This is a genomic window from Nocardia sp. XZ_19_369 (assembly GCF_015355715.1).
In the GTDB taxonomy this organism is placed as follows: Bacteria; Actinomycetota; Actinomycetes; order Mycobacteriales; family Mycobacteriaceae; genus Nocardia.
This window is the reverse complement of record NZ_JACVED010000010.1, coordinates 47,309-65,945: the sequence shown is the minus strand read 5'-3', so window position 1 is coordinate 65,945 and position 18,637 is coordinate 47,309. Positions and strand designations below refer to the sequence as shown.

General features: G+C 63.6%; 22 protein-coding genes. 10 read left to right on the top strand and 12 right to left on the bottom strand.

What is annotated here, in order from left to right; translation table 11 throughout:
• Positions 1-7 precede the first annotated feature (7 nt).
• The 3 genes from hemW (at position 8) to IBX18_RS33190 (ending at position 3,511) form a co-directional block, all read left to right on the top strand.
• On the top strand, positions 8-1,201 hold the full coding sequence (hemW, locus tag IBX18_RS33200) for a radical SAM family heme chaperone HemW (protein ID WP_306796544.1): 1,194 nt from the start codon (positions 8-10) through the stop codon (positions 1,199-1,201).
• 409 nt (positions 1,202-1,610) lie between these two features.
• Entirely contained in the window at positions 1,611-1,820 is a 210-nt protein-coding gene (locus IBX18_RS33195) for a hypothetical protein (protein WP_107654883.1), read from the top strand.
• Between the two features lie 989 nt (positions 1,821-2,809).
• Complete coding sequence (locus tag IBX18_RS33190; RefSeq protein ID WP_194837451.1) at positions 2,810-3,511, top strand: histidine phosphatase family protein; 702 nt, start codon at positions 2,810-2,812, stop codon at positions 3,509-3,511.
• A 36-nt stretch (positions 3,512-3,547) separates the two neighbouring features.
• On the opposite strand, the gene IBX18_RS33185 is transcribed toward IBX18_RS33190, so the two are convergent.
• On the bottom strand, positions 3,548-4,735 hold the full coding sequence (locus tag IBX18_RS33185) for a helix-turn-helix transcriptional regulator (RefSeq protein WP_306796523.1): 1,188 nt from the start codon (positions 4,733-4,735) through the stop codon (positions 3,548-3,550).
• A 272-nt stretch (positions 4,736-5,007) separates the two neighbouring features.
• Between IBX18_RS33185 and IBX18_RS33180 the strand changes: the two genes are divergently transcribed.
• Both IBX18_RS33180 and IBX18_RS33175 read left to right on the top strand, forming a co-directional pair.
• Positions 5,008-5,301: a hypothetical protein gene (locus tag IBX18_RS33180; RefSeq protein WP_194837449.1), complete on the top strand. Its 294-nt coding sequence runs from the start codon at positions 5,008-5,010 to the stop codon at positions 5,299-5,301.
• Positions 5,302-5,548: 247 nt separating this feature from the next.
• Positions 5,549-6,592, top strand: coding sequence for a DMT family transporter (locus tag IBX18_RS33175; RefSeq protein ID WP_194837448.1), 1,044 nt, complete (start codon positions 5,549-5,551; stop codon positions 6,590-6,592).
• A gap of 292 nt (positions 6,593-6,884) precedes the next feature.
• Here IBX18_RS33175 and IBX18_RS33170 read toward each other — a convergent pair whose 3' ends face one another.
• From IBX18_RS33170 to IBX18_RS33155, 4 genes are all read right to left on the bottom strand, one after another.
• Positions 6,885-7,652 carry an ESX secretion-associated protein EspG gene (locus IBX18_RS33170; protein ID WP_194837447.1) on the bottom strand — a complete coding sequence of 256 codons (768 nt, stop codon included), beginning with the start codon at positions 7,650-7,652 and terminating at the stop codon, positions 6,885-6,887.
• A 154-nt stretch (positions 7,653-7,806) separates the two neighbouring features.
• Positions 7,807-9,018, bottom strand: coding sequence for a hypothetical protein (locus IBX18_RS33165; protein WP_194837446.1), 1,212 nt, complete (start codon positions 9,016-9,018; stop codon positions 7,807-7,809).
• Entirely contained in the window at positions 9,015-9,488 is a 474-nt protein-coding gene (locus IBX18_RS33160; RefSeq protein WP_228542174.1) for a hypothetical protein, read from the bottom strand. Before IBX18_RS33160 ends, IBX18_RS33165 begins: the two co-directional genes overlap by 4 nt.
• A gap of 39 nt (positions 9,489-9,527) precedes the next feature.
• Positions 9,528-10,106, bottom strand: coding sequence for a DUF3558 domain-containing protein (locus IBX18_RS33155; protein ID WP_194837445.1), 579 nt, complete (start codon positions 10,104-10,106; stop codon positions 9,528-9,530).
• 171 nt (positions 10,107-10,277) lie between these two features.
• Between IBX18_RS33155 and IBX18_RS33150 the strand changes: the two genes are divergently transcribed.
• Positions 10,278-10,613, top strand: a complete 336-nt coding sequence (locus IBX18_RS33150; RefSeq protein WP_194837444.1) for a hypothetical protein — start codon at positions 10,278-10,280, stop codon at positions 10,611-10,613.
• 30 nt (positions 10,614-10,643) lie between these two features.
• On the opposite strand, the gene IBX18_RS33145 is transcribed toward IBX18_RS33150, so the two are convergent.
• The 7 genes from IBX18_RS33145 to IBX18_RS33115 all read right to left on the bottom strand — a co-directional run bounded on the left by IBX18_RS33145 (position 10,644) and on the right by IBX18_RS33115 (position 15,004).
• Positions 10,644-10,913: a hypothetical protein gene (locus IBX18_RS33145; RefSeq protein ID WP_194837443.1), complete on the bottom strand. Its 270-nt coding sequence runs from the start codon at positions 10,911-10,913 to the stop codon at positions 10,644-10,646.
• Positions 10,914-10,986: 73 nt separating this feature from the next.
• Complete coding sequence (locus IBX18_RS33140) at positions 10,987-11,634, bottom strand: DUF3558 domain-containing protein (RefSeq protein ID WP_194837442.1); 648 nt, start codon at positions 11,632-11,634, stop codon at positions 10,987-10,989.
• A gap of 39 nt (positions 11,635-11,673) precedes the next feature.
• Positions 11,674-12,255 (bottom strand): DUF3558 domain-containing protein, encoded by a 582-nt coding sequence (locus tag IBX18_RS33135; RefSeq protein WP_194837441.1) that lies wholly within the window; start codon positions 12,253-12,255, stop codon positions 11,674-11,676.
• A gap of 98 nt (positions 12,256-12,353) precedes the next feature.
• The gene (locus tag IBX18_RS33130) at positions 12,354-13,067 is read right to left on the bottom strand and encodes a DUF3558 domain-containing protein (RefSeq protein WP_228542173.1); all 714 of its coding nucleotides are present in this window, start codon (positions 13,065-13,067) and stop codon (positions 12,354-12,356) included.
• Between the two features lie 43 nt (positions 13,068-13,110).
• Entirely contained in the window at positions 13,111-13,692 is a 582-nt protein-coding gene (locus IBX18_RS33125) for a DUF3558 domain-containing protein (RefSeq protein WP_194837440.1), read from the bottom strand.
• A 227-nt stretch (positions 13,693-13,919) separates the two neighbouring features.
• On the bottom strand, positions 13,920-14,126 hold the full coding sequence (locus tag IBX18_RS33120) for a DUF397 domain-containing protein (protein ID WP_194837439.1): 207 nt from the start codon (positions 14,124-14,126) through the stop codon (positions 13,920-13,922).
• The gene (locus IBX18_RS33115) at positions 14,123-15,004 is read right to left on the bottom strand and encodes a helix-turn-helix transcriptional regulator (RefSeq protein WP_194837438.1); all 882 of its coding nucleotides are present in this window, start codon (positions 15,002-15,004) and stop codon (positions 14,123-14,125) included. The genes IBX18_RS33120 and IBX18_RS33115 overlap by 4 nt, the downstream gene beginning before the upstream one ends.
• Positions 15,005-15,259: 255 nt before the next feature.
• Here IBX18_RS33115 and IBX18_RS33110 point away from each other — a divergent pair, with 255 nt between their 5' ends.
• The 4 genes from IBX18_RS33110 (at position 15,260) to IBX18_RS33095 (ending at position 18,510) form a co-directional block, all read left to right on the top strand.
• The gene (locus IBX18_RS33110) at positions 15,260-15,718 is read left to right on the top strand and encodes a DNA-directed RNA polymerase subunit beta (protein WP_194837437.1); all 459 of its coding nucleotides are present in this window, start codon (positions 15,260-15,262) and stop codon (positions 15,716-15,718) included.
• Between the two features lie 78 nt (positions 15,719-15,796).
• Positions 15,797-16,222: a DUF4254 domain-containing protein gene (locus tag IBX18_RS33105; protein ID WP_194837436.1), complete on the top strand. Its 426-nt coding sequence runs from the start codon at positions 15,797-15,799 to the stop codon at positions 16,220-16,222.
• A 170-nt stretch (positions 16,223-16,392) separates the two neighbouring features.
• Entirely contained in the window at positions 16,393-17,532 is a 1,140-nt protein-coding gene (locus IBX18_RS33100) for a DUF3558 family protein (protein ID WP_194837435.1), read from the top strand.
• Positions 17,533-17,901: 369 nt separating this feature from the next.
• Positions 17,902-18,510 (top strand): hypothetical protein, encoded by a 609-nt coding sequence (locus IBX18_RS33095; RefSeq protein WP_194837434.1) that lies wholly within the window; start codon positions 17,902-17,904, stop codon positions 18,508-18,510.
• Positions 18,511-18,637: the final 127 nt, after the last annotated feature.

Below are 18,637 nucleotides of genomic sequence, written 5' to 3'. Positions count from 1 at the left end.
TGCGGCTATCCCTGTCGGCACCGAGACGTCCGGACCGGTGCTCGGCGACTTCGGGGGCGGCCCGTTCGGGATATACGTGCATGTGCCGTTCTGTGCGACACGCTGCGGATACTGCGATTTCAACACCTACACCGCGGGCGAACTCGGGACCTCCGCGTCGCCGCAGTCCTGGCTGGCGGCGCTGCGCGGCGAGTTGGCCACGGCGGCAGAGCAGTTCGCGGCACTGCCGACGGCAACGCCCGAGGTGGCGACGATCTTCGTCGGCGGTGGCACCCCGTCCCTGCTCGGCGGCGACGGACTGGCCGCGGTCCTCGATGCCGTGCGCGCCGACTTCACCCTCGCCGCGTCCGCCGAGGTGACCACCGAGTCCAACCCCGAATCCACCTCGCCGGAATTCTTCGACAGGATCCGCGCCGCAGGCTTCACCCGGATCTCGCTCGGCATGCAGTCCGCCGCCGCGCACGTGCTGAAGGTCCTGGACCGCACCCACACGCCGGGCCGGGCCGTCGCCGCCGCGCGAGAGGCCCGCGCCGCCGGTTTCGACCACGTCAACCTCGACCTCATCTACGGCACCCCCGGCGAACGCGACAGCGACCTCGACGAGAGCCTCGACGCGGTTCTCGACGCAGGCGTCGACCACGTCTCCGCCTACTCGCTCATCGTCGAAGACGGCACCGCGCTGGCCCGCCGCGTGCGCCGCGGCGAACTCCCCGCGCCCGACGACGACGTGCTCGCCGCGCGCTACGAACGCATCGACGCTCGCCTCACCGCCGCGGGATTGAGCTGGTACGAGGTGTCCAATTGGGCCGCAAGCGAAGCCGCGGCCTGTCGACACAACCTCGGCTACTGGGACGGCGGTGACTGGCTCGGAGCGGGTCCCGGCGCGCACAGCCACGTCGGCGGCGTGCGCTGGTGGAACATCAAACACCCCGCTCGATACGCAGACCGCGTCGCCGACGGCGGACTCCCCGCGGCGGGGTGGGAAACCCTCACTCCCGACGAGCGCTACACCGAACGCGTCATGCTCGCCGTTCGTCTCCGCACCGGGCTACCCCTCGCCGAACTGGACCCGGCAGGTACCGCGGCCGCCGACCGTGTCATCGCGGACGGTCTCGCCACTCGCGCGGGAGACCATCTCGTCCTCACCGATCGAGGCAGGTTGTTGGCCGACGGAGTGGTCCGTCAGCTACTCGTCCCGTAATCACGGTCCAGCGGTGTCGAGAGGGGTCGACACCAAGATTTCGCGCTCGTCCAGCTCGTCTGGTGTTGCCGGCTGGAAGTGCCGCGCGGCTCATCCCGGCAATCATGTGACGCAACACTCATCGTGCTTCGATCTGGATCGAGTGTGTGGCCGCAGGCCCTATCCGCGCCGACAAATCCACCTTCGGCGGCGTTCAGTAGCCTCGGCGGCCCTGCCCGCTCCGGGGCGCTCGCAAGCGTCCGACCACCCCGGAAGGCGGCGGAACTTGTTCCCCTTCGACGCGCCCCGCCGCCTGTCGAATTGTCGGCATTGTGCCGCCCGACAGACCCCGGTCAGCGAACTGCCGGGTCGGTTCGGCTGTCGCGGAGCGAGCGCGCCTTGTAGGCTTCGATCAACCCCAAGGAGATTCATGTCCCCGGCACGACACATCACTCTCATCCACGAACCGGGCGAATTCGCCGAGGCGCGGGCAAATGAAAAGGCCGAAACTGCGCGACAGAGCGCGGTGGCCGCACGCACCGTTGCCAGCTATTCACAGAACGCCGACGATTGCCAATCCCTATTGGCGATGCTCGGCCTGGACGCACTCGCCGGCAAACAAGCCAGGGTCTGCGACTAACCAAACCTCCCCGTCGGCGAAAGCCATTTGCGGGGTGTCACCGTACGCGGCGCGGAAGCGCTGGACGACACGCGACGGGTCACGAAAACCACAGCGCCGCGCGATCATTGCGATCGTGCGGTGTCTGGCGTCGGTGTGCGCGGCAGGTCGGATGGACTTCGCTGCGGTGCAGGCGTGTCGCCGTGCAAGGTGATCGCTTGTAGCCGCGTCGCTGTGCAAGCGGCCCGGCCTGGTGCGGCGGGTATGAGGGCAACGCTCGCCCGACCCGCAGGCACCATTCCGTTAGCTGAGCCGCAGTCGGCACTGCGCAGACTCCGCCTGAGTTATGGCGGCTCTGATATGCCATGCCAGCCGGAAGGCAGAGCGGGATGGTCAGATGGCTCAGGCTGGCCCAGTACGTCGGCCGGGCACGACACGCCACTTGCTGACGCCCTCAGCGCAGTCGCACCGTCACCCGCGCGGTTGTGGTTGACGTTCAGCAACTGGCATTGGCTTCGGCGGCGACCACGGTCTGGCCGGAGGTTCTGCCTCCCGCTCCCCATCTTTGGTCCAGGCTCGTTCCGCTCTGTCGCTGGCTCCGGCCGTCTCCGGCACTGACTGCGGCACCCGCCGTCGTTCCGGTTCTGACCACCCCGCCCAGGACCGGCGCTGGGCCCAGGTCGGCTGACGAGGAGAGTGCGGCAAGGAGCTGAGCACCGGCCGCACGGGCGGCGGCCCGCATCATGAATCGTGGACCGGCGGCTTGGCGCGGACCTGCCTCCTACTCCTGCTCTGGCCTCGGGCACGGCTTCGGCGTCGGGTTGCGGCTTCGACCCCGACACTCGGGGGCGCAAGTCTGCCGCCACCCTCGCAGTGCGAAAGCCCGGCTCAGCGTGCGCGCGGCGCGGCACTGCCGGGTAGGCGGTGAGCGGGCGCATAATTGGGGTGATCACGAAGGGGATGGTGTGCGAACTGATGATGTAAGTGGTTGGGGGCGCGGTGAATTCGAGATGACCTGCTCGCATATGGACAATTCGGGCTCTGTCGACCTGCTGTACGCGGTCCGGCACGGGCAGAGCACTGCGAATGTTGCTTTCGCCGCCGACGAACTCATCGAATCCGACGACATGACTATCGAACTGACCGAGTTGGGGGAGCGGCAGGCCGTGGCCGTCGGCCGATGGTTGGTTTCCCTGGACCCTGATCAGCTGCCCGACCTGGTGCTTTGCTCACCGTACCTGCGGGCCGTGCAAACCTGGCAACTCGCCGAACAGGAATTGCGTGCGGCGAACCGCACAGTCCCGTGCCATCGCATCGATCAGCGGTTGTACGACCGCTCCCGTGGTCAACTGAAACACCTACCGCCGGCCGCTGTGCGCGAGCGCTTCCCCGACGAACCCGCGAAAGAAGCTCGCGACCCACTCGGCTACCGCCCACCCGGTGGCGAGTCGTTCAAGGATGTCGCCGAGCGCCTCCGCGGTGTCGTGTCCGATCTCCGAGCCGAGCATCGGCACCGCCGCGTGCTGATCGTGGCGCACGACGCCGTCGTACTGTTCCTCCGGCAAATCCTGGAGAACCTCACCGACACAGCAGTTTTGGCGCTCGCTGAAGAAGGTCTCGCGGGTAACGGCTCGATCACCAGCTGGCAGCGCACCGCCGACGGCTATCAACTCTCGACCTACGACCAGCGCACCCATCTACCTGACGCCTGACTCACCAATTACCTACGCCCGCAACAGGACCCACCATCACCGCTCGATGATGTTGTCCCGCAACGCCGGTGGCAGCCCGACCACGAGCTGCGACACATTCCTGCGCACCTGACCCACCCGTAATTCCGGCGGCAGCGACTGCCACACCTGACGGATCTGCTCGCGCGCATGGTCGAGTTCCCCTTGGCGAGTCCATAACGTGGCCATGTCGAGATCGAGCAGCGCCCGACCGACCTGGTCCTTCTCCGCCATCGGTAACTCGAGCATGCGATCGCGGATCGCCTCGGCCGCCCGCCAATCACCGATCGAACTGAGCGCATGCGATTGATGCCACCGCAGAATGTATTCGGAGGTGCCGAGGTTGTCGTCGGTCGTCGCGGTCTCGGGCAGCGCGTCGAACATCCGCTCCGCCGCGTTCACCGCCTCCAGCGCGTCCCGGCGCCGCCCGATTCTGGCCTGGATCCCCGCCTCCGCCAGCAACCCGAAAACGCCCGCCGCCGTCGGCGTCCGTCCGCTGGCCGCCTGCGCCGAACGCGCTGCGGCCAATCCCTGATCGAGGGCGTGCCGATAGCACTCGTGGGTGTGTGCCATGTGCCCGGCCAGCCAGGCCTCGAGCGAAGGGTCGCCGGCATGCCGGGCGGCCCGGCGCGCTTTGGCGAACCACATGAACGTGTCGTGCAGATCGGCGACGTCGTTCAGTCGAAAAGCGATGAGGCCCGCCAGAATTGCCTCGATGCGATGCAGCCGCCGGCGCAGATCGGCGGAGTGATCGGTCAGCTTCACATGCTGGACCTGAGCCAGGTCGCGCATCCGCGCCGGAATGTATTCCGAAGGGGGAAGGACATATACGAGATAGCCGCTGAGTTCGAGGCTTTCCTCCAGCGCGCGAACGGTATCCCGCGCGGTGGAGCCGACATGCGAAGCCGGAGCGACGACCAAGCGGCCGGGTAAAGCGGGAGAAGGGGTTTCGTCGTCGGTGTAGTCGTGTCCGAAACCGAGCCGGTCCGGTCGCGTGCGATACAACCGGCACAGGGCGTCGAGGAACTGATAGGTCGGCATGTCGAGGCCGGTCTCCCAGCGGGACACGCTCTGATGCGATAACCCCCGGCATGACGATCCGTCGGCGCTGACAATCTGCTGTAGTCGCTGCGCGACATCGACGAGCGTGAACCCATGCGCGATGCGATGAGCGCGCAACAAGGAAACCCCGCAATGCGATCGCACGGCGTGTACCTGCTCCCACGTCGACCCACCCGCGGCCTCGTATTCGCGTACGACTCGTCTTCCGCACGCAATGCTGTGCTGCCCACCCACAACATCTCCAGATCATTGGTGTTTCTGATAGTCGGGACACGCGTAGGTATCTGCGACGTCCGCGCTTTCGACGGTATCCCTGCCCTACGACTTCGTCCATAAAAGTCGTGGTTCTGCGCGTATGGCGTGCAAGAGCGGGGCAATCCCTGGCCGCAGGGCCCGGTCAGCGGCACGCTGGGGGTATGAAAAAAATCGTCATCGTCGGCAGGGTCCTGGCAAACCCGGAGTGTGCCGCCGACGAGGATGACCACGTGTCATTCGCCCACAAAATGGTGCACGTAATGACGCCTATCGCGACTGTGGTGACCGCTCTGGCCACCTTCGTGACCGCGGCCTCGGCAATGAACACCCTGGCCGTGACGGCCTTGGCGGGAGCCTGGGTGCTGGCAGGCTGGCTCGCTCGCGGCCGCCGCTGTCACTGTCGTGATGATCGAAAGCACGCCCGGCTGCATAATGCGGCAGGGGGTACCGCCTAGTCGAATCTCGCCTGACCGAGGCACACACCGGATACGCGACACCGTAGCGGGAGTCGTTCAGCCCGTACCGTTGTAGCTGCGGCAAGTCGCGAAAAAATACCCGGGAGTACGGAACCTGGGTGTCGCTCAAATCGGTAATGTGAGCGATATCAACGGGTCCGAGATCGTACAAAGCAGACATTTCACTGACCTGCGCGGTATCGGAGCGCTGGTTCTGCTAACCGCGTCATTTGCCATGCTCACCGTGGTGTCGCGCTATCTCGGTGGCGGCTTCACCGCGCCCCAACAGGTCTATCTCCGTACGGGTCTGGCGTTCTTCATCGCGATTATCGCATTCAGCCGATGTATCCGCTGGCGCACCGTGCTGCGGATCAGCGCGCGGGAATGGTGCGTGGTGATCGGACGCACCGTGCTGCTGTACGTAGTCGGCACCACGCTGTTCGCGAAGGCCGCCGGGATGACGGCGGTGAGCGACATTTCGTTCATCGCCGCCTTGCCGCTGGTGGCGGCCCTAGGGATGCTGCTGCGCAGCGTGCGCGTGTCTGCCGTGCGGATCGTGTTCGTCGGTGGGTCCGCCGTGGGTGTCGCGATCCTGTCGGGATTCGGCGGCAATGCGTCGAGCTCGCTGAACTATGGCAACCTGCTCGCGCTGGTCGCCATGGTGGCGATTTCGCTGAGCTACCTCGGCCGCGATCTGCACGACGGCACGCTGAACAATCACGAACTCACCGCGCTGACCCTCGGTGTCGGCGCGGTGGGCGTCGCGCTGACCTCGCTGTTGCAAAGAGATGGCCTGCCGCATGTCCCGGCGGACGCGTCAGCGGTAATGCTCTGGGCCGCAATCGGTATCGGCGGCCTGCTCAGCGTGCTGAACGTCTTCCTCATCAACTACTCGTTCGAACGAGTAGACCCCGTGCTCAGCGGCAACATGCTGACCGTCGAGTGCGTGTGGGGGCTGCTGTTCGGGCTGATCTTCTTCGGTCAGGTGCCCACGTGGAGTGGGATCATCGGCGGGGCGCTCATCGTGTTGTGCGCGCTGGCACTGAACATGCTCGATGGGCGCGCTACCGAGACCGTCACCGAGCCCGACGGCGACGATCCGGTGACTGCGCAGCAACCGGAGCTCGCGCTGGCCGCGGCCGAGCAGTCGCCGCCGGTGCTCCGGATGTACCTGCCCGACGGCCGCGATGAGCCGCGCACGCAGCGTGCGGAAGAACTGGCGGCGAGCCACTCGTGGATCGGAGCGTGGGACCCGGCGAGCGGTCAAGGGCAGCGGTCTGCGGCCAGTTGAGCAGGATCTGCGCACAGTGTCGCCCTGTGCCTGCACGGCACGGTTATCGGGAGTTTGTTGCGCCGCAGGTCGCAGGCTTTGTCGAGGGTATCAACCAAAAACTGCTTTCATCGGCGACGGAGTTATTTAGCGTCAGCAATATTTCTCTTCAGAAATAGGTTAATGCTCGACTGTTAATTGTGCGCTCACCATTTGCGGCGCCTGTGAACGCATTATCCCGAACGCCGCAATGCGATTTGGAGTGACGGGCACCAATGTGCAGGCGCTCGCAATTGTTACGTCAAGTAGTTGGTTACCAGTTGGCTTCTTCGAGGCGATTCAAGGCCTGGGTTATCCAGGTGGTGAAGTGACTGGTCAGGTCGGTGGGGGTGGTGGGGCGGATGGTGATGTGCGGGCCGCGGATCTCGGTGTAGCGACCGTCGTCGGTGATGTCGTGCCACTGCAAGACGTTCCAGGGTTGAGCGGGGGTGTGCAGCGGGGCGGCGATGAGGACGGCGGTGCCGCCACCGTCGGCAGGGCGGCCGACGAGGCGTTGGTATTGCTCACGAGGGGTTTGGCGGGCGACGTCTTCGAAGTAGCCGTCGCGGCGCGGTGCGATGTCGTCGGGGTGGAAGGTGGCGGGCGCGGCGGTGCCGGGCGGGCAGGCGGGGAGAGCCTGGACGGTGCGTGCGGCAAGGCTTTCCGGGCGGAACATGCGGACCCGGATCGGGCCGTGCTCGGTGGCGGTGCCCGCCTGCATCAGGGTGACGGCGTGATAGGCGTTGCGGGCACCGATGATTCGGTACTCGCGTAGGTCATCTCGGCCGGTGCTCTTCTTGTGTTTGCTTGTGCCGCCTAGGATTTCGATCCGCACATCGGACGTGCCCAAGGTGTGCAGCGCCAGCTGGATCTCCTCCAGCTCATCGGAGGTATAACGGTCGCGGACGGTGCGACGGTGTGCCGCGAACTCGTCACGCAAAGCGAACCGGCTCGTGTAGCGCAGCGGACCGGGGAACCGATCATGGGCATCGGAATACCAGAGTGCTGCGAAATCATCTGGTTCCCAAGTCCATTCAGTCATCTCGGTCCGATCTTCTGTGTGTTCGTTCTGTTCGTGAGTGCCGTGAGCGGTCGTGCTCGCATCACCGAACTGCGCCCGGCGAATACCGCCACGCGAACGGGACATGGCGGCCGCGAAACGCGAGGTTCCGCCGTTCGGTGCGGTGTCGTGGGGTCTAAGTGGTGTTGTCGCCGCCGATTACGCCACCGGGGATCGTTCTCGGGAGCTCGCCGAGCAGTTCGTCGGTGTTCTCCTGGGTGATCAGGTAGTCGGGGATCTTGTGTTCGGAGTCGTCCTCGGACTGACCACCGCGCGCGCCCATGCCTGGAGCGCCCATGCCCGGGGCACCGCTCGCGCCACGGGCGGCCGCCGCGGCTGCTGCCGCCGGGGTGGACGTGGTGCCCGGAACGGCGGGACTGCCGGAGATACTGCGGCCGGGTTGCGGGGTCTTCGAACCAGGCGAACCCGGACTGCTGGGGCTGCCCGTTCTGCTGGGACTGCCGGGACTGCTCGGGGAGTACGGCGTGCCGGTGCCCGTCGGCGCGGTCTTCGCCGGATCGGTGGAGGTGGGGTTGCTCGGTGTCGGGGTGGTCGTCGGGTTGGTGCCGGCCGGTGTGGTCTGAGTGCCTGCCGGGTTCGTCGAGGCAGGTGTGGTCTGCTCGGCCTTCGGGTTGTCAGCCGTCTTCGGGTTCTGGGTCGACGGTTCGTCAGGCTTGCCGTCGCCGTCTTTGTCGCCGGGAACGGTGGAGTTGTTCGAAGCCGGGTCGGTGGTAGTCGACGTGGGTTGATACGGCTGACCGCCGGTGCCGTCCTGGCTCTGGTATCCGCCGGGCGGCGGGGCCGGGATGTCGACGGCCTTCGTCGGACTGGTCGGCGTCGGGAGCACCGGAATCTTGCCGTCCATCTGGCTGAAAGGCTGCACGTAGTACTCGTTCATCGCGACTCGAGCCTTCTGTGTCTCTTCGTTCTGGTCGCGCTGCAGGTCCCAGCGGTGCGGTGGCCATGCCCACGAGGTCCATGTGACGACCACGGGATCCGGAATTGCCTTCTTGGTGTTGACAATTGCGGTTGCGGCGTCGCGGACGCGGGTGTGCAGCTCAGCCAGAGCGGGGGTCAACTGCTGGGCGTCAGTGGTGTAGCTCTGAATCGATTCCTTCGACTTGTCGGCAGCGGGGCCGGACCATGCTTGAGCGATCGAATTCTGGATCGCCCGGGCGAAGGTCTCTACGCCCTGTTCCCATTTCTGGTGGGCTTCCCAGTACTTCTGCGCCTGGTTGATCGCGTCGGTCGTGTTGAGCGGTTCGAAGGCGCCCTTGATGTCTGGATGTTCCCAGCTATCGGTGTGCTCACCTCCACCCGGAATCTGTGTCGATTCGTAGCCGCTCATCGCCCTGTCCCATCAGGAAGCAGGTACGGTCCCGCCTTCAAGGGAACCGGCGGCCTTTGCGGCAACGTTTCGTTCAGCCGGTTGAACTCAGCGGCGAAGTTGCTGTCGGCCTGCATCATTCGTTCGCGGACGACGCGATGGACTTCCTGGATGTCTTCGACGATCCGGTGGTGCTCTTCCATGATCTGCCACACGGAGTTGCCGTTCCCCGCTCCGTTGGCCTTCTTGCGGAACCTGTCGACCAGCGTCGTGGCCGACACCATCTTGTCTTCCTTCTCGCCGAGACCCCAGTGGTCCTGTCGGGAGACGTTGTCCATGATCTCCTGGATGTCCCGGATCGTGTCCTTGAAGAACTGGCAATCGCGGTCGATGTAGACGAAGTCTTCCGGATTCATCTCGACTGCCAATTGGCCGTCGCGTGCCGCAGCGAGCATGTTCGCCATTGGTCGAGGTGACTTATCGTCGCTCATCTCTATCCTTCCCTCCCGACGAGTCCGATCAGAATCTGGTCAAACACTGGCTGGCATCGTTGGCACAATCTTCTCGGCGAGCGTCCGAGCAAGCACGCATGAGTCGATTTGCCCGGTCTCCCGATTCGAGGGAGGGTTGCTCAAGTTGATGTCGAGGCTTCCACCCTTTATCTCGACGTTCACCACACAGGCGGCTTCTGGATGATCGGCGACCTGCCGTGTCGAGATCGCTTGGCGGCCAGCAACACTGAATTCCTTGGCGTCGGCGAAGTTGCGCTGTCGGGTCTTGTCGATTGTCAGATTGGTGGTTGTGATGCTTGCGACGTACCCGTCGGATCGACCGAACCTGCAACCACGCCATTTGACGCCACCGTCAGCGTTGGAGTTCGACTCGCCCCGGTTTCGCAGCTTTTCCGAATCAAGGACGCTTTGGGGAATGTCCGTGCACGGGTTGTAGCCCGCAGGAACATCCGTCGCGACTCCCGATGCTGACGCGGAGTTAGTGACGCTACCTGTCGGGCTACCACCGCCATCGTCTGCAGGCCCACACCCCGCCAACGCAAACACGGCACCAAAAACGAGACCGGACACCTTCCACGAGAGAGACCTGCTCGTCATCGGATCCTTCGCCCGCCGGTGCTCGAATCGATCGCGCGGGACCGGACCGGCTTCTCCGCCCCCCGCTTCAGCTCATGCTGACGCTACCGATGCGTCTACCTGGGTGCAAGCGAGTCGCATCGCAGGCCGGCGGCTCCTGATGGCGGGTCGATCAGCGTGTGGGCGTCGGTTATGTACGCCTGGATCGAGTTCTTCGAAGCCTCTGCTACCGGTCCAGGCCAGGCTTGGGAAATCGAGTTCTGGATCGAGTGGGTGAAGGTCGCCACACCTTGCTTCCAGAGTCGCCGTATCTCAGCACTTTTCGGCCTGATCGATCGTGTTGGTGGTGTCGACCGGATCGAATGCACTGTTGATCTTCGGGTGATCCAGCTGTCGGTGTGCTCGTCGTCACCCGGAATCCGTGAAGGGTCGTATCCGGTCATCGGGCTGTTCGATCCGGGAGGAGGTCCGGGTCGGCGGGGAGTTGCGCGGGTGGGCGCTGCGGAAGGGTCTCGTTCAAACGAGTGAACTCGCCGGCAAAGTCGCTGTCCGCCTGCATCATTCGTCCCGGACTGATCGGTAGAAAGACTGGAGGCCGTCGACCATTTTGTAGTGCTGCTCCCTGACCGCACAGACGTCATTGCGGTCTTTCGCTTTTTGGCCTTCTGTTCGAATCGATCGACCACTGTGCCCGCTGGCACCAGCCGTCTGGATTCGCTGGATTGTGCGCTTGAAGTAGTCGCAGTCGCGGTCGATGCAGACGAAGTCTTCGGGCTTCATCTCAACCGCCAGTTGGCCTTCGCGTGCTGCGTTGATCAGGTTCGACATCGGTCGAGGCGATGGTATCTGATTGTCACCACGATTCTTTCCCTCCCAATCGGGGCCGTCGCGGTCAGTGGAGTTACACGGTGGCAGGCAAGGTCGGAACAACCTTCTCCGCGAGCTTCCGAGTGAGCTCGCAGGTGTCGAGCTGTCCGGTGTTACGCCGTGACGGTGGATTGCTCAGGTTGAATTCGAGACTGCCGCCCGCCATCTCTACATCCACGGTGCATGCAGCCTCCGGGTGATCACTTGACTGTCGGGTAGAGACCGCCCGGCGACGATTCACGGTGAACTCTCGAGTGTCGGGAAAGTTCTTCGCGCGCACCATGTCCACCGTGATGTTCGTCGTCTGGATTCGCGCCCCGTACCCGTCGGTTTGCGCCCACAGGCACCCTCGCCACTTTATGCCGCCTGACGTGTTCGAATTGTCGGGCGTTTTATCCAGCAACTTCTCGGAGTCCAACACGCTTTGCGGAATGTCTATACACGGGTCGTAACCAGCGGGTACGTCCGGAGCGACGCTCGGTGTGGAGGTCGATGAGCGTTCCGTCGGCTGATCGCTCTCACCATCGGACGGTCCACACCCTGTCAACACAAACACGGCACCAAGAACCAGACGGGACGCCTGCCACGAAAGATACCTGTTCGTCATCGGACGCCTCGCCCGCCGGTTCTCGAATCGATCGTGCAAGAGCTGACTCATGGTCGAGTAGACATCGTTGCTCATATCGTTACTTTCCTCCCAACGAGTCCGATCAGGGGTCGGTTATACAGTGGTAGGCATTGTGGGTACAACCTTCTCGGCCAATGCTCGGGTGAGTTGGCAGGTGTCGATACTGCCGGTGGTTTTGCGAGATGGCGGATTGCTGAGGTTGAACTCTAGGCTGCCACCCTTCATTTCCACGTTCAGCGTGCACGCAGCATCGGGGTGGTCATCCACTTGCCGTGACTGGATCGCCCGACGGCCACTGATAGTGGATTCTCGAGCTTCACGGAAGTTCTTGTCGCGCACCATATCAACGGTGAGATTGGTCGTCTGGATAGATGCCGCGTACCCATCCGTTTGGATCCAGGCGCAACCACGCCATTTGACTCCACCGGAGGCATTGGAATCATCCTTATTTTTGCCGCGAAGGTTCTCCGAGTCCAGCACACTTTGCGGGGTCGCTGTGCAGGGGTCGTAACCGCCAGGTACGTCGGCAGCGAGCCCAGGTTTGGCGTTGGGAGGGGTGCTTCCGCTGCCTGTTTGCATGTCGCCACCGCCCGCAGATGGCCCACATCCCGCCAACATGAGCACGGCACCAAGAACGAGGCTGGGCGTCTGCCACGAGAGAGTCCTGCTGGTCATCGGAGCCTTCGCCTGTCGGTACGCGAATCGATCGTTGGCGTCGTGTCGTCACCCATTTCGGTCCATCCCTCCCGGTGAATCCATTCGCTTACAGTGGGTTACGTCGAAGCAGGCATCGCTGGTGCAACCTTCTCAGCCAGACCACGAGCCAAGTCGCAAGTGTTGAGGTGCCCTGTGGCCTTGTTGGATGCGGGGTTGGTGAGGTTGAACTCGAGGCTGCCGCTCTTCATCTCCACATTGACCGTGCATGCCGCCTCCGGGTGATCGTCGACCTGTCGCGCCGAGATCGCATGACGCGCACCGATCATGAACTCGCGGCTGTCCGGAAACTTTTTCTTGCGGACCATGTCGACGGTGATGTTCGTTGTTTGGATGCTCGCTGCGTATCCGTTCGGCTGAACCCACATGCAGCCTCGCCACTTGACGCCACCGTTGGCATTGGAATCATTCGGGATCTTCTGACGCAGTTTCTCAGAATCGAGCACGCCCCGCGGGACATCGTTGCATGGATTGAAGCCAGACGGAACGTCCGCGGCGAGACCTGCATGTGAAGTAGCTGTTCTCGTGGGCTTTTCGTTCTCATCGTCCGCAGGCCCACATCCCGCCAACATGAGCACGGCACCAAGAACGAGGCTGGACACCTGCCACGAGAGAGTCCTGCTGGTCATCGGATCCATCGCCTGTCGGTACTCGAATCGATCGCGCCGGAGCTGACTCATGGTCGTGTAGACATCGTTGCCCTCTCCTGCGAGTTCGGCCGAGCTGATGAAGTTCGCCATGGGGCGAGGCGTCGGCGGCATGTCGTCACCCATGTGGTTTCTTCCTCCCGATAAATGCGGTAGTCAAGCGGGTGCGTCAGGCTGTGGCGGGCATCGCCGGTGCAATCTTCTCGGCCAGTCCGCGCGCCAAGTCGCACGTGTTGAGATGTCCCGTGGCCTTGCTCGACGCTGGATTAGTGAGGTTGAGCTCGAGGCTGCCGCCCTTCATCTCGACGTTGACCGTGCACGCTTCCTCGGGGCGATCAGCGATTTGTCGTGTCGAGAGCGCCCGTCGATTGCCGATGGTGAAATCGCGGCTGTCCGGAAACTTCTTGTCCTGGACCATGTCCACAGTGATGTTGGTCGTTTGGATGCTCGCCGCATATCCATCCGTCTTGGCCCAGAGGCAGCCGCGCCATTTGATACCACCGTTGGCGTTGGAGTCGTTCGGCGTCTTGTCCAAGAGCTTCTCGGAATCGAGGACGGCTTGTGGGATGTCATTACAGGCGTTGAATCCGGAGGGGACATCTGCAGCGAGACCTGCCTTGGAAGTCGCCGGGCTATTCGTGCTTCCCGTGGGGTTCCCGTTTCCATCGTCCGCAGGCCCACACCCCGCCAACGCAAACACGGCACCAAAAACGAGACCGGACACCTTCCACGAGAGAGACCTGCTCGTCATCGGATCCTTCGCCCGCCGGTGCTCGAATCGATCGCGCGGGACCGGACCGGCTTCTCCGCCCCCCGCTTCAGCTCATGCTGACGCTACCGATGCGTCTACCTGGGTGCAAGCGAGTCGCGTCGCAGGTCGGCAGCCGTCGGTGGCGGGTCGGTCAGCACTGCCCGAGGTCGGGCGCGAGACTTCACGCGGAGCGAAGTCCCGGCCCGGCTTACGTCCTCGGCACACCCTTACCGCAGATCGAACACCCCACCGGCAACACCGGCGGTGAAGGCCCCCCATTCGCTGGAGCTGAAAACAAGCGCAGCCCCGTTCGGGTTCTTCGAGTCACGAACGCCGACCCCGTCGTCGCCGAGAAAGGCGACCTCTACGCAGTCCTGACTGGGGCTGCTGTAGCTGCTCTTGAACCAGGAGGCTGTCGATAGATCTGTTCTCACCTCGCGTACTCCTTCGCGATCTCGTGGATGAGCGTACGACTGCGGGACTCATCCAATGCAGAACGTCGCAAGTCGATACATGCCTGCTGATATTGCTGCACCTCGTCGGTCTTCTCAAGGTACAGCGCTCCGGTGTGGCCCTGCATGTAGACAACAGGCGGCTCGGTCAGATGTGCCGTTGGGTGCCTTGGGAATTCGAGCAGCACGAACGGCCCAACGGCCAGGCCTCCGTACGCCTCCGCACTGAGCGGAACCACCCGCACGGAGACGTTCGGCAGCTCGCCGACTCGGGCGAGATGGTGGAGCTGATCAATCATCACCTCCGGACCACCGATGGCCCGACGCAGGATGCATTCGTCCACGATGGCGTCGACGGTCAACGGATTGTCAATGTCGGTCAGCCGAACCTTCCGCCGAGTGAACAGTTCGATCCGCTGTTCGACTTCCTCGGTGGGCATTGTGGGCGAGTCCACCCAAATCATCGCCCGCCGATATTCATCGGTCTGCAACAACCCCGGCAACAGCACCGTCTGATACGAAACAATCCTCTTCGCAGCCTCTTCCAACCCGACGAACAAATCGAAATGCTTCGGCACGGCATCCCCGTACGCATGCCACCATCCGGTGCGATGCGATTCTTCCGCCAATCCGAGCAGCATCGTCGTCACGTCCTCGGGCGCTCCGTACACCTCGCACAACCGCTGGATGAACAACGGATTCAACCGCACGGGTTGCCCGGTCTCCATCCGCCACAGTGTTTGTTTGCCAACGCCTATCGCCAGGCGCGCGATTTCCGCGCTGACGCCTGAATTCTCCCGGAGTTCCCGCAGCTGACGTGCCAGCATGCGCCGGGGGAGGGTGGATCCGGTGGGGGTCACGGCAATTCCCTTTCGTAGCCTCACTATTGGCCAGGTATGCAACTGGAACCGCATGGACGGGAATCCTTGGAACCTTGCGAATTTTCCCCTGGTTCCACTACTGGGAACGTTCCCGCCGATCATTTCCGGTGCTCTACTGAACGCGCGCCCCGGTCCGTGTCATCGAAGACTTGAAACCTTATCGGCGAGAGCGGGTTCAGGTCCACTCGGCACCGGGGGCACCAACCGATCGATCGAGGTGAGTCGAGGTTCGATATGCATGACCCAACGTTCAAAGACACCCCTTTTTCGCGCTGTGCCTTTTACCGCCGCACCTGCGGGCTACCGGCCGGAATCCAACCGGAAGCAGGCCGAATCATCGTCAAGGTCGGCCTGGTCGGCGCGATCACCATGCCCGCCCGGCTCGGCCAGCGCGTCCGGGACGACATGCTGTTCCGCGGCTGCCCGGTCGGCCCGATAATGGCCCATATCCGTTCCCGCCGTTGGACTTTCCTGTGCCGGCCCGACGTGCCCGATGACCCCCGCCTCTTTACCGAACTATTCCGTCTCGACGTCGCTATCGTGCCGTTCGGCGGTGAGATCGCCCTTCCGTCCCCCACGGATTCGCACACCCCGTCCCGAGCCTGGGTCGTCCTGCCGCGGGACACCTTCCGTCCCTCCTGCGCGGTCATCATCGACTACCTCCGCGCCTGCACCAAGAGGGCTGTCCGTTGACCCCTTCTGCAAGCCGCACCCTGTGCAGCTCCTACAAAGGGTGTGCAATTCAGCCCACGCACCGGGGGAGGTAATCGCGTGAATGGTTCGTTGCCGACGAGAAGCCAAGTGCTGCGCGCATGCCGCGGCGAGGACACCGTCGACCATCCGTTGTTACGCGCGGTTCGGGAGTTGACCGCACTGCACGAACACCGACTGTCCACTCCGCACGAATCCGCCTGCCATATAGACGAATATCGTGCTCGGGAAGTCCGTGACATTGATCGCTGGGTCACCGCGCACCTCCCCGTCGCGCATGGCGGTGCCTATGTGCACACCGAAACCCTCGGCGCGATCCTCGATCGCCTCGCTCGGCTCACCGCGAGTGCCTACGCGTCCCTGGCCGGCGAATCCGACTGGGAGCTCTGGTTCGCCTGGGAACGCCTCGCCGAACTAGCGGTCGGCTACGAGGACCTGATCACCGAACTGACCGCGGGCCGCCGCCGCCTGCCTACCGGGCGCTGATCATGAGTTTTGTTCGTGTGACGTGTTTTCCGACACTGATTAGGTCACGATTCACCGGGTATTCGAGAACCGATAAGGGAGCCGCCGCAATTGGGTTAACCTGCCGTGGATCGTTCGATAAGCCGAGGGAGTTGCCGTTGATCTCAGGCGGCAGACGGGGCTGGGCGGCCATGGCAGCACTGGCCACGGTCGTCCTCATGATGTGCGCGTGCGGCACCATCTCCACCGACGCGAAGGTGCGTCCCAGCGCCGAAACCACCGCCCCGAAAGCAGCGAAAGCGCAGGCGGGGACGCCGGGTTCGCAAGAACTGGCCGCCATCGCACCCGGCACGGCCGACCTCATGGCACGCATCCGCGCCACCGACCCGTGCGCACTGCTGAATCGCGAATTCGCTGAGCGCTTAGGTCTTTTCCAGCGTTACGACCGCAGTCCCGGATTGGAACGCGGCGGCGGTTGGACCGGCTGCGGATTGATACTCAATGCCCCCGATGATGCTTACTATTCGTTCAATCTGGAACTGGACAAGCTCTACACCTCGTCCCAGCGGGCCGCGGACCGGACCGAGCAGGTCAACGGCCGCACCGTGTACCGCAGCGCGAGCAGCGACGACAGACCCGAGGCGTACGGCTGCGACTACCGAATCCCCGCCGGGGACACCGGATTCGCGCACCATCTGAGCGTCACCAAGATGACCGGCCCGACGAAGACGCCGGTCCCGTGGTCCCAGCCCTGCCGATTCGTCAGGGAATACCTCGCCGCGACGATCGACGGCCTCACCGCCTTGCCGCCCCACGTCATCGACGAACCCGCCGGACGCTCACTGCGACAGCGCAACCCGTGCGGGGCTACCTCGCAGATCGCTACCCAATTCACCGGCTGGCAGCTGACCTCCGTCGGCTGGACCAAGGCCTACAAGTGCGCGATCACGCTCGTCCAGACCGGCGGCGCCCACCGCGCCACCGTCGAGGTCTCCTTCGACCAGAGCAACGAGCAGATGGTCAAGACCGGCGAAGTCAACCGCCTGCCCTCCGGCCTCGACGGCGGACAGGCCATCCAATACGCGCGCCACACCAACGTCGAAGGACTCACCGGCACCGAACTCCGCACGGTCCAGTCCACCGACCCCACTCGGGAAAACTCCACCTGCGCAATCACCCTGAACTACCGCCGCGCCGACCCACCCACCGCAAGCAACGCCCACCTCCTGCGCGTCTCGGTCAACCTCGCCCCGGCCACTCCGCCCTTCCCCTTCGACGCCTGCACCCAAGTCGTCCAGGTCGCTCCCACGGTCCTGCGCGCGATCCCCTGACTCCGGCCGAACCGCCTTGCCGCCCGCAGGCTCGACCGGAACCCGCCCAGCTCGACGTAGCGTCGTCGGCCATCGGCACGACGCGGTGGCCTTTTCCCGGTTTTGCCCTCTCCGGGGGTACCCGCCGCCTCCGTGCCGTCGCGGTGCCGTGCGCGCAGAGTGTGCCCGTGTCGCTGGCGATGTCGGACACATCCAACGACGCTTCCGCACCGAACTAACTGAGGCTGACTCGACTCTGTCTTCATCTGCGCATATATAGAAAAGCTCGGCTCCGATTCTGGTGAAGAAGCCCCGTGGCGTTGTGTCTGTACGGGCGCGGGTGATGGCGGCAACGGTCAGAAGCACACAAGGCGCATTAAACCAGGAGGAATGATGGTCAAACGCATAGCCGCGCTGCTCGCATTGGGGTTCACAGTGGGGTGCGTTAACGTTGCGGCACCGGCACCGGCACATGCACGAAGCGACTTGGACAAGTGGGAAAAGATCTCCGAGACTTATTGCCATATCAAGCCGGGGGAAAAGGCAGTCGGTCCGAAGACCGACAAGGCAAAAGCTCGCGAGCAGTTCAGCTACGACGGGCTGGTGGCGTACGACGACGCGTATCGAATGTCTCCCTTGGAGCTCGTCGAAGACCCGCTTGACGTGGGCCGTAGCATTCTGCTGCACCCGGACAGCAAGTTCGCGCCGCCGCTCGGCTCCAGCGACTGGGACAGACTGCTGCACTGGCGAGCAAATGTCTGCAACAGTGCTGAATTCAAGTCTGAATGGAGCAATGTAAAGAAGACACTCGATGAAAAGTACGGTAAGAGAATGAAACCGGGATACGACGAAGAAAGCAAAATCGAGGAGTTGTATGCCGACAAAATGGCCAAGATGAAGGCGGTATTGCAGGGCGAGCAGGAGCGACGCGGCATCAAAGACGAGGAGTGGGCAGAAATCTGGGGTGAGAATTCGGACGAGGACGACAAGGACCTCTAATACCGCGTAGTTGATGGTTACACGGCGGACGGAGTCCATCGGGGCAACGATCCTGACCGTGTTCCGGCCCGGTTCTGCTGCCGATTCCGAAATTCGCAGGGATAGCGGGCATCCGTGTGTTTCTCCT

Coding starts and splice junctions, on each gene's coding strand:
- IBX18_RS33195 (WP_107654883.1), top strand. CDS start 1,611: ATGTCCCCGGCACGACACATCACTCTCATCCACGAACCGGGCGAATTC.
- IBX18_RS33190 (WP_194837451.1), top strand. CDS start 2,810: ATGACCTGCTCGCATATGGACAATTCGGGCTCTGTCGACCTGCTGTAC.
- IBX18_RS33180 (WP_194837449.1), top strand. CDS start 5,008: ATGAAAAAAATCGTCATCGTCGGCAGGGTCCTGGCAAACCCGGAGTGT.
- IBX18_RS33170 (WP_194837447.1), bottom strand. CDS start 7,652: ATGACTGAATGGACTTGGGAACCAGATGATTTCGCAGCACTCTGGTAT.
- IBX18_RS33165 (WP_194837446.1), bottom strand. CDS start 9,018: ATGAGCGGCTACGAATCGACACAGATTCCGGGTGGAGGTGAGCACACC.
- IBX18_RS33160 (WP_228542174.1), bottom strand. CDS start 9,488: ATGAGCGACGATAAGTCACCTCGACCAATGGCGAACATGCTCGCTGCG.
- IBX18_RS33155 (WP_194837445.1), bottom strand. CDS start 10,106: ATGACGAGCAGGTCTCTCTCGTGGAAGGTGTCCGGTCTCGTTTTTGGT.
- IBX18_RS33150 (WP_194837444.1), top strand. CDS start 10,278: ATGTACGCCTGGATCGAGTTCTTCGAAGCCTCTGCTACCGGTCCAGGC.
- IBX18_RS33145 (WP_194837443.1), bottom strand. CDS start 10,913: ATGTCGAACCTGATCAACGCAGCACGCGAAGGCCAACTGGCGGTTGAG.
- IBX18_RS33140 (WP_194837442.1), bottom strand. CDS start 11,634: ATGAGCAACGATGTCTACTCGACCATGAGTCAGCTCTTGCACGATCGA.
- IBX18_RS33135 (WP_194837441.1), bottom strand. CDS start 12,255: ATGACCAGCAGGACTCTCTCGTGGCAGACGCCCAGCCTCGTTCTTGGT.
- IBX18_RS33130 (WP_228542173.1), bottom strand. CDS start 13,067: ATGGGTGACGACATGCCGCCGACGCCTCGCCCCATGGCGAACTTCATC.
- IBX18_RS33125 (WP_194837440.1), bottom strand. CDS start 13,692: ATGACGAGCAGGTCTCTCTCGTGGAAGGTGTCCGGTCTCGTTTTTGGT.
- IBX18_RS33110 (WP_194837437.1), top strand. CDS start 15,260: ATGCATGACCCAACGTTCAAAGACACCCCTTTTTCGCGCTGTGCCTTT.
- IBX18_RS33100 (WP_194837435.1), top strand. CDS start 16,393: ATGGCAGCACTGGCCACGGTCGTCCTCATGATGTGCGCGTGCGGCACC.
- IBX18_RS33095 (WP_194837434.1), top strand. CDS start 17,902: ATGATGGTCAAACGCATAGCCGCGCTGCTCGCATTGGGGTTCACAGTG.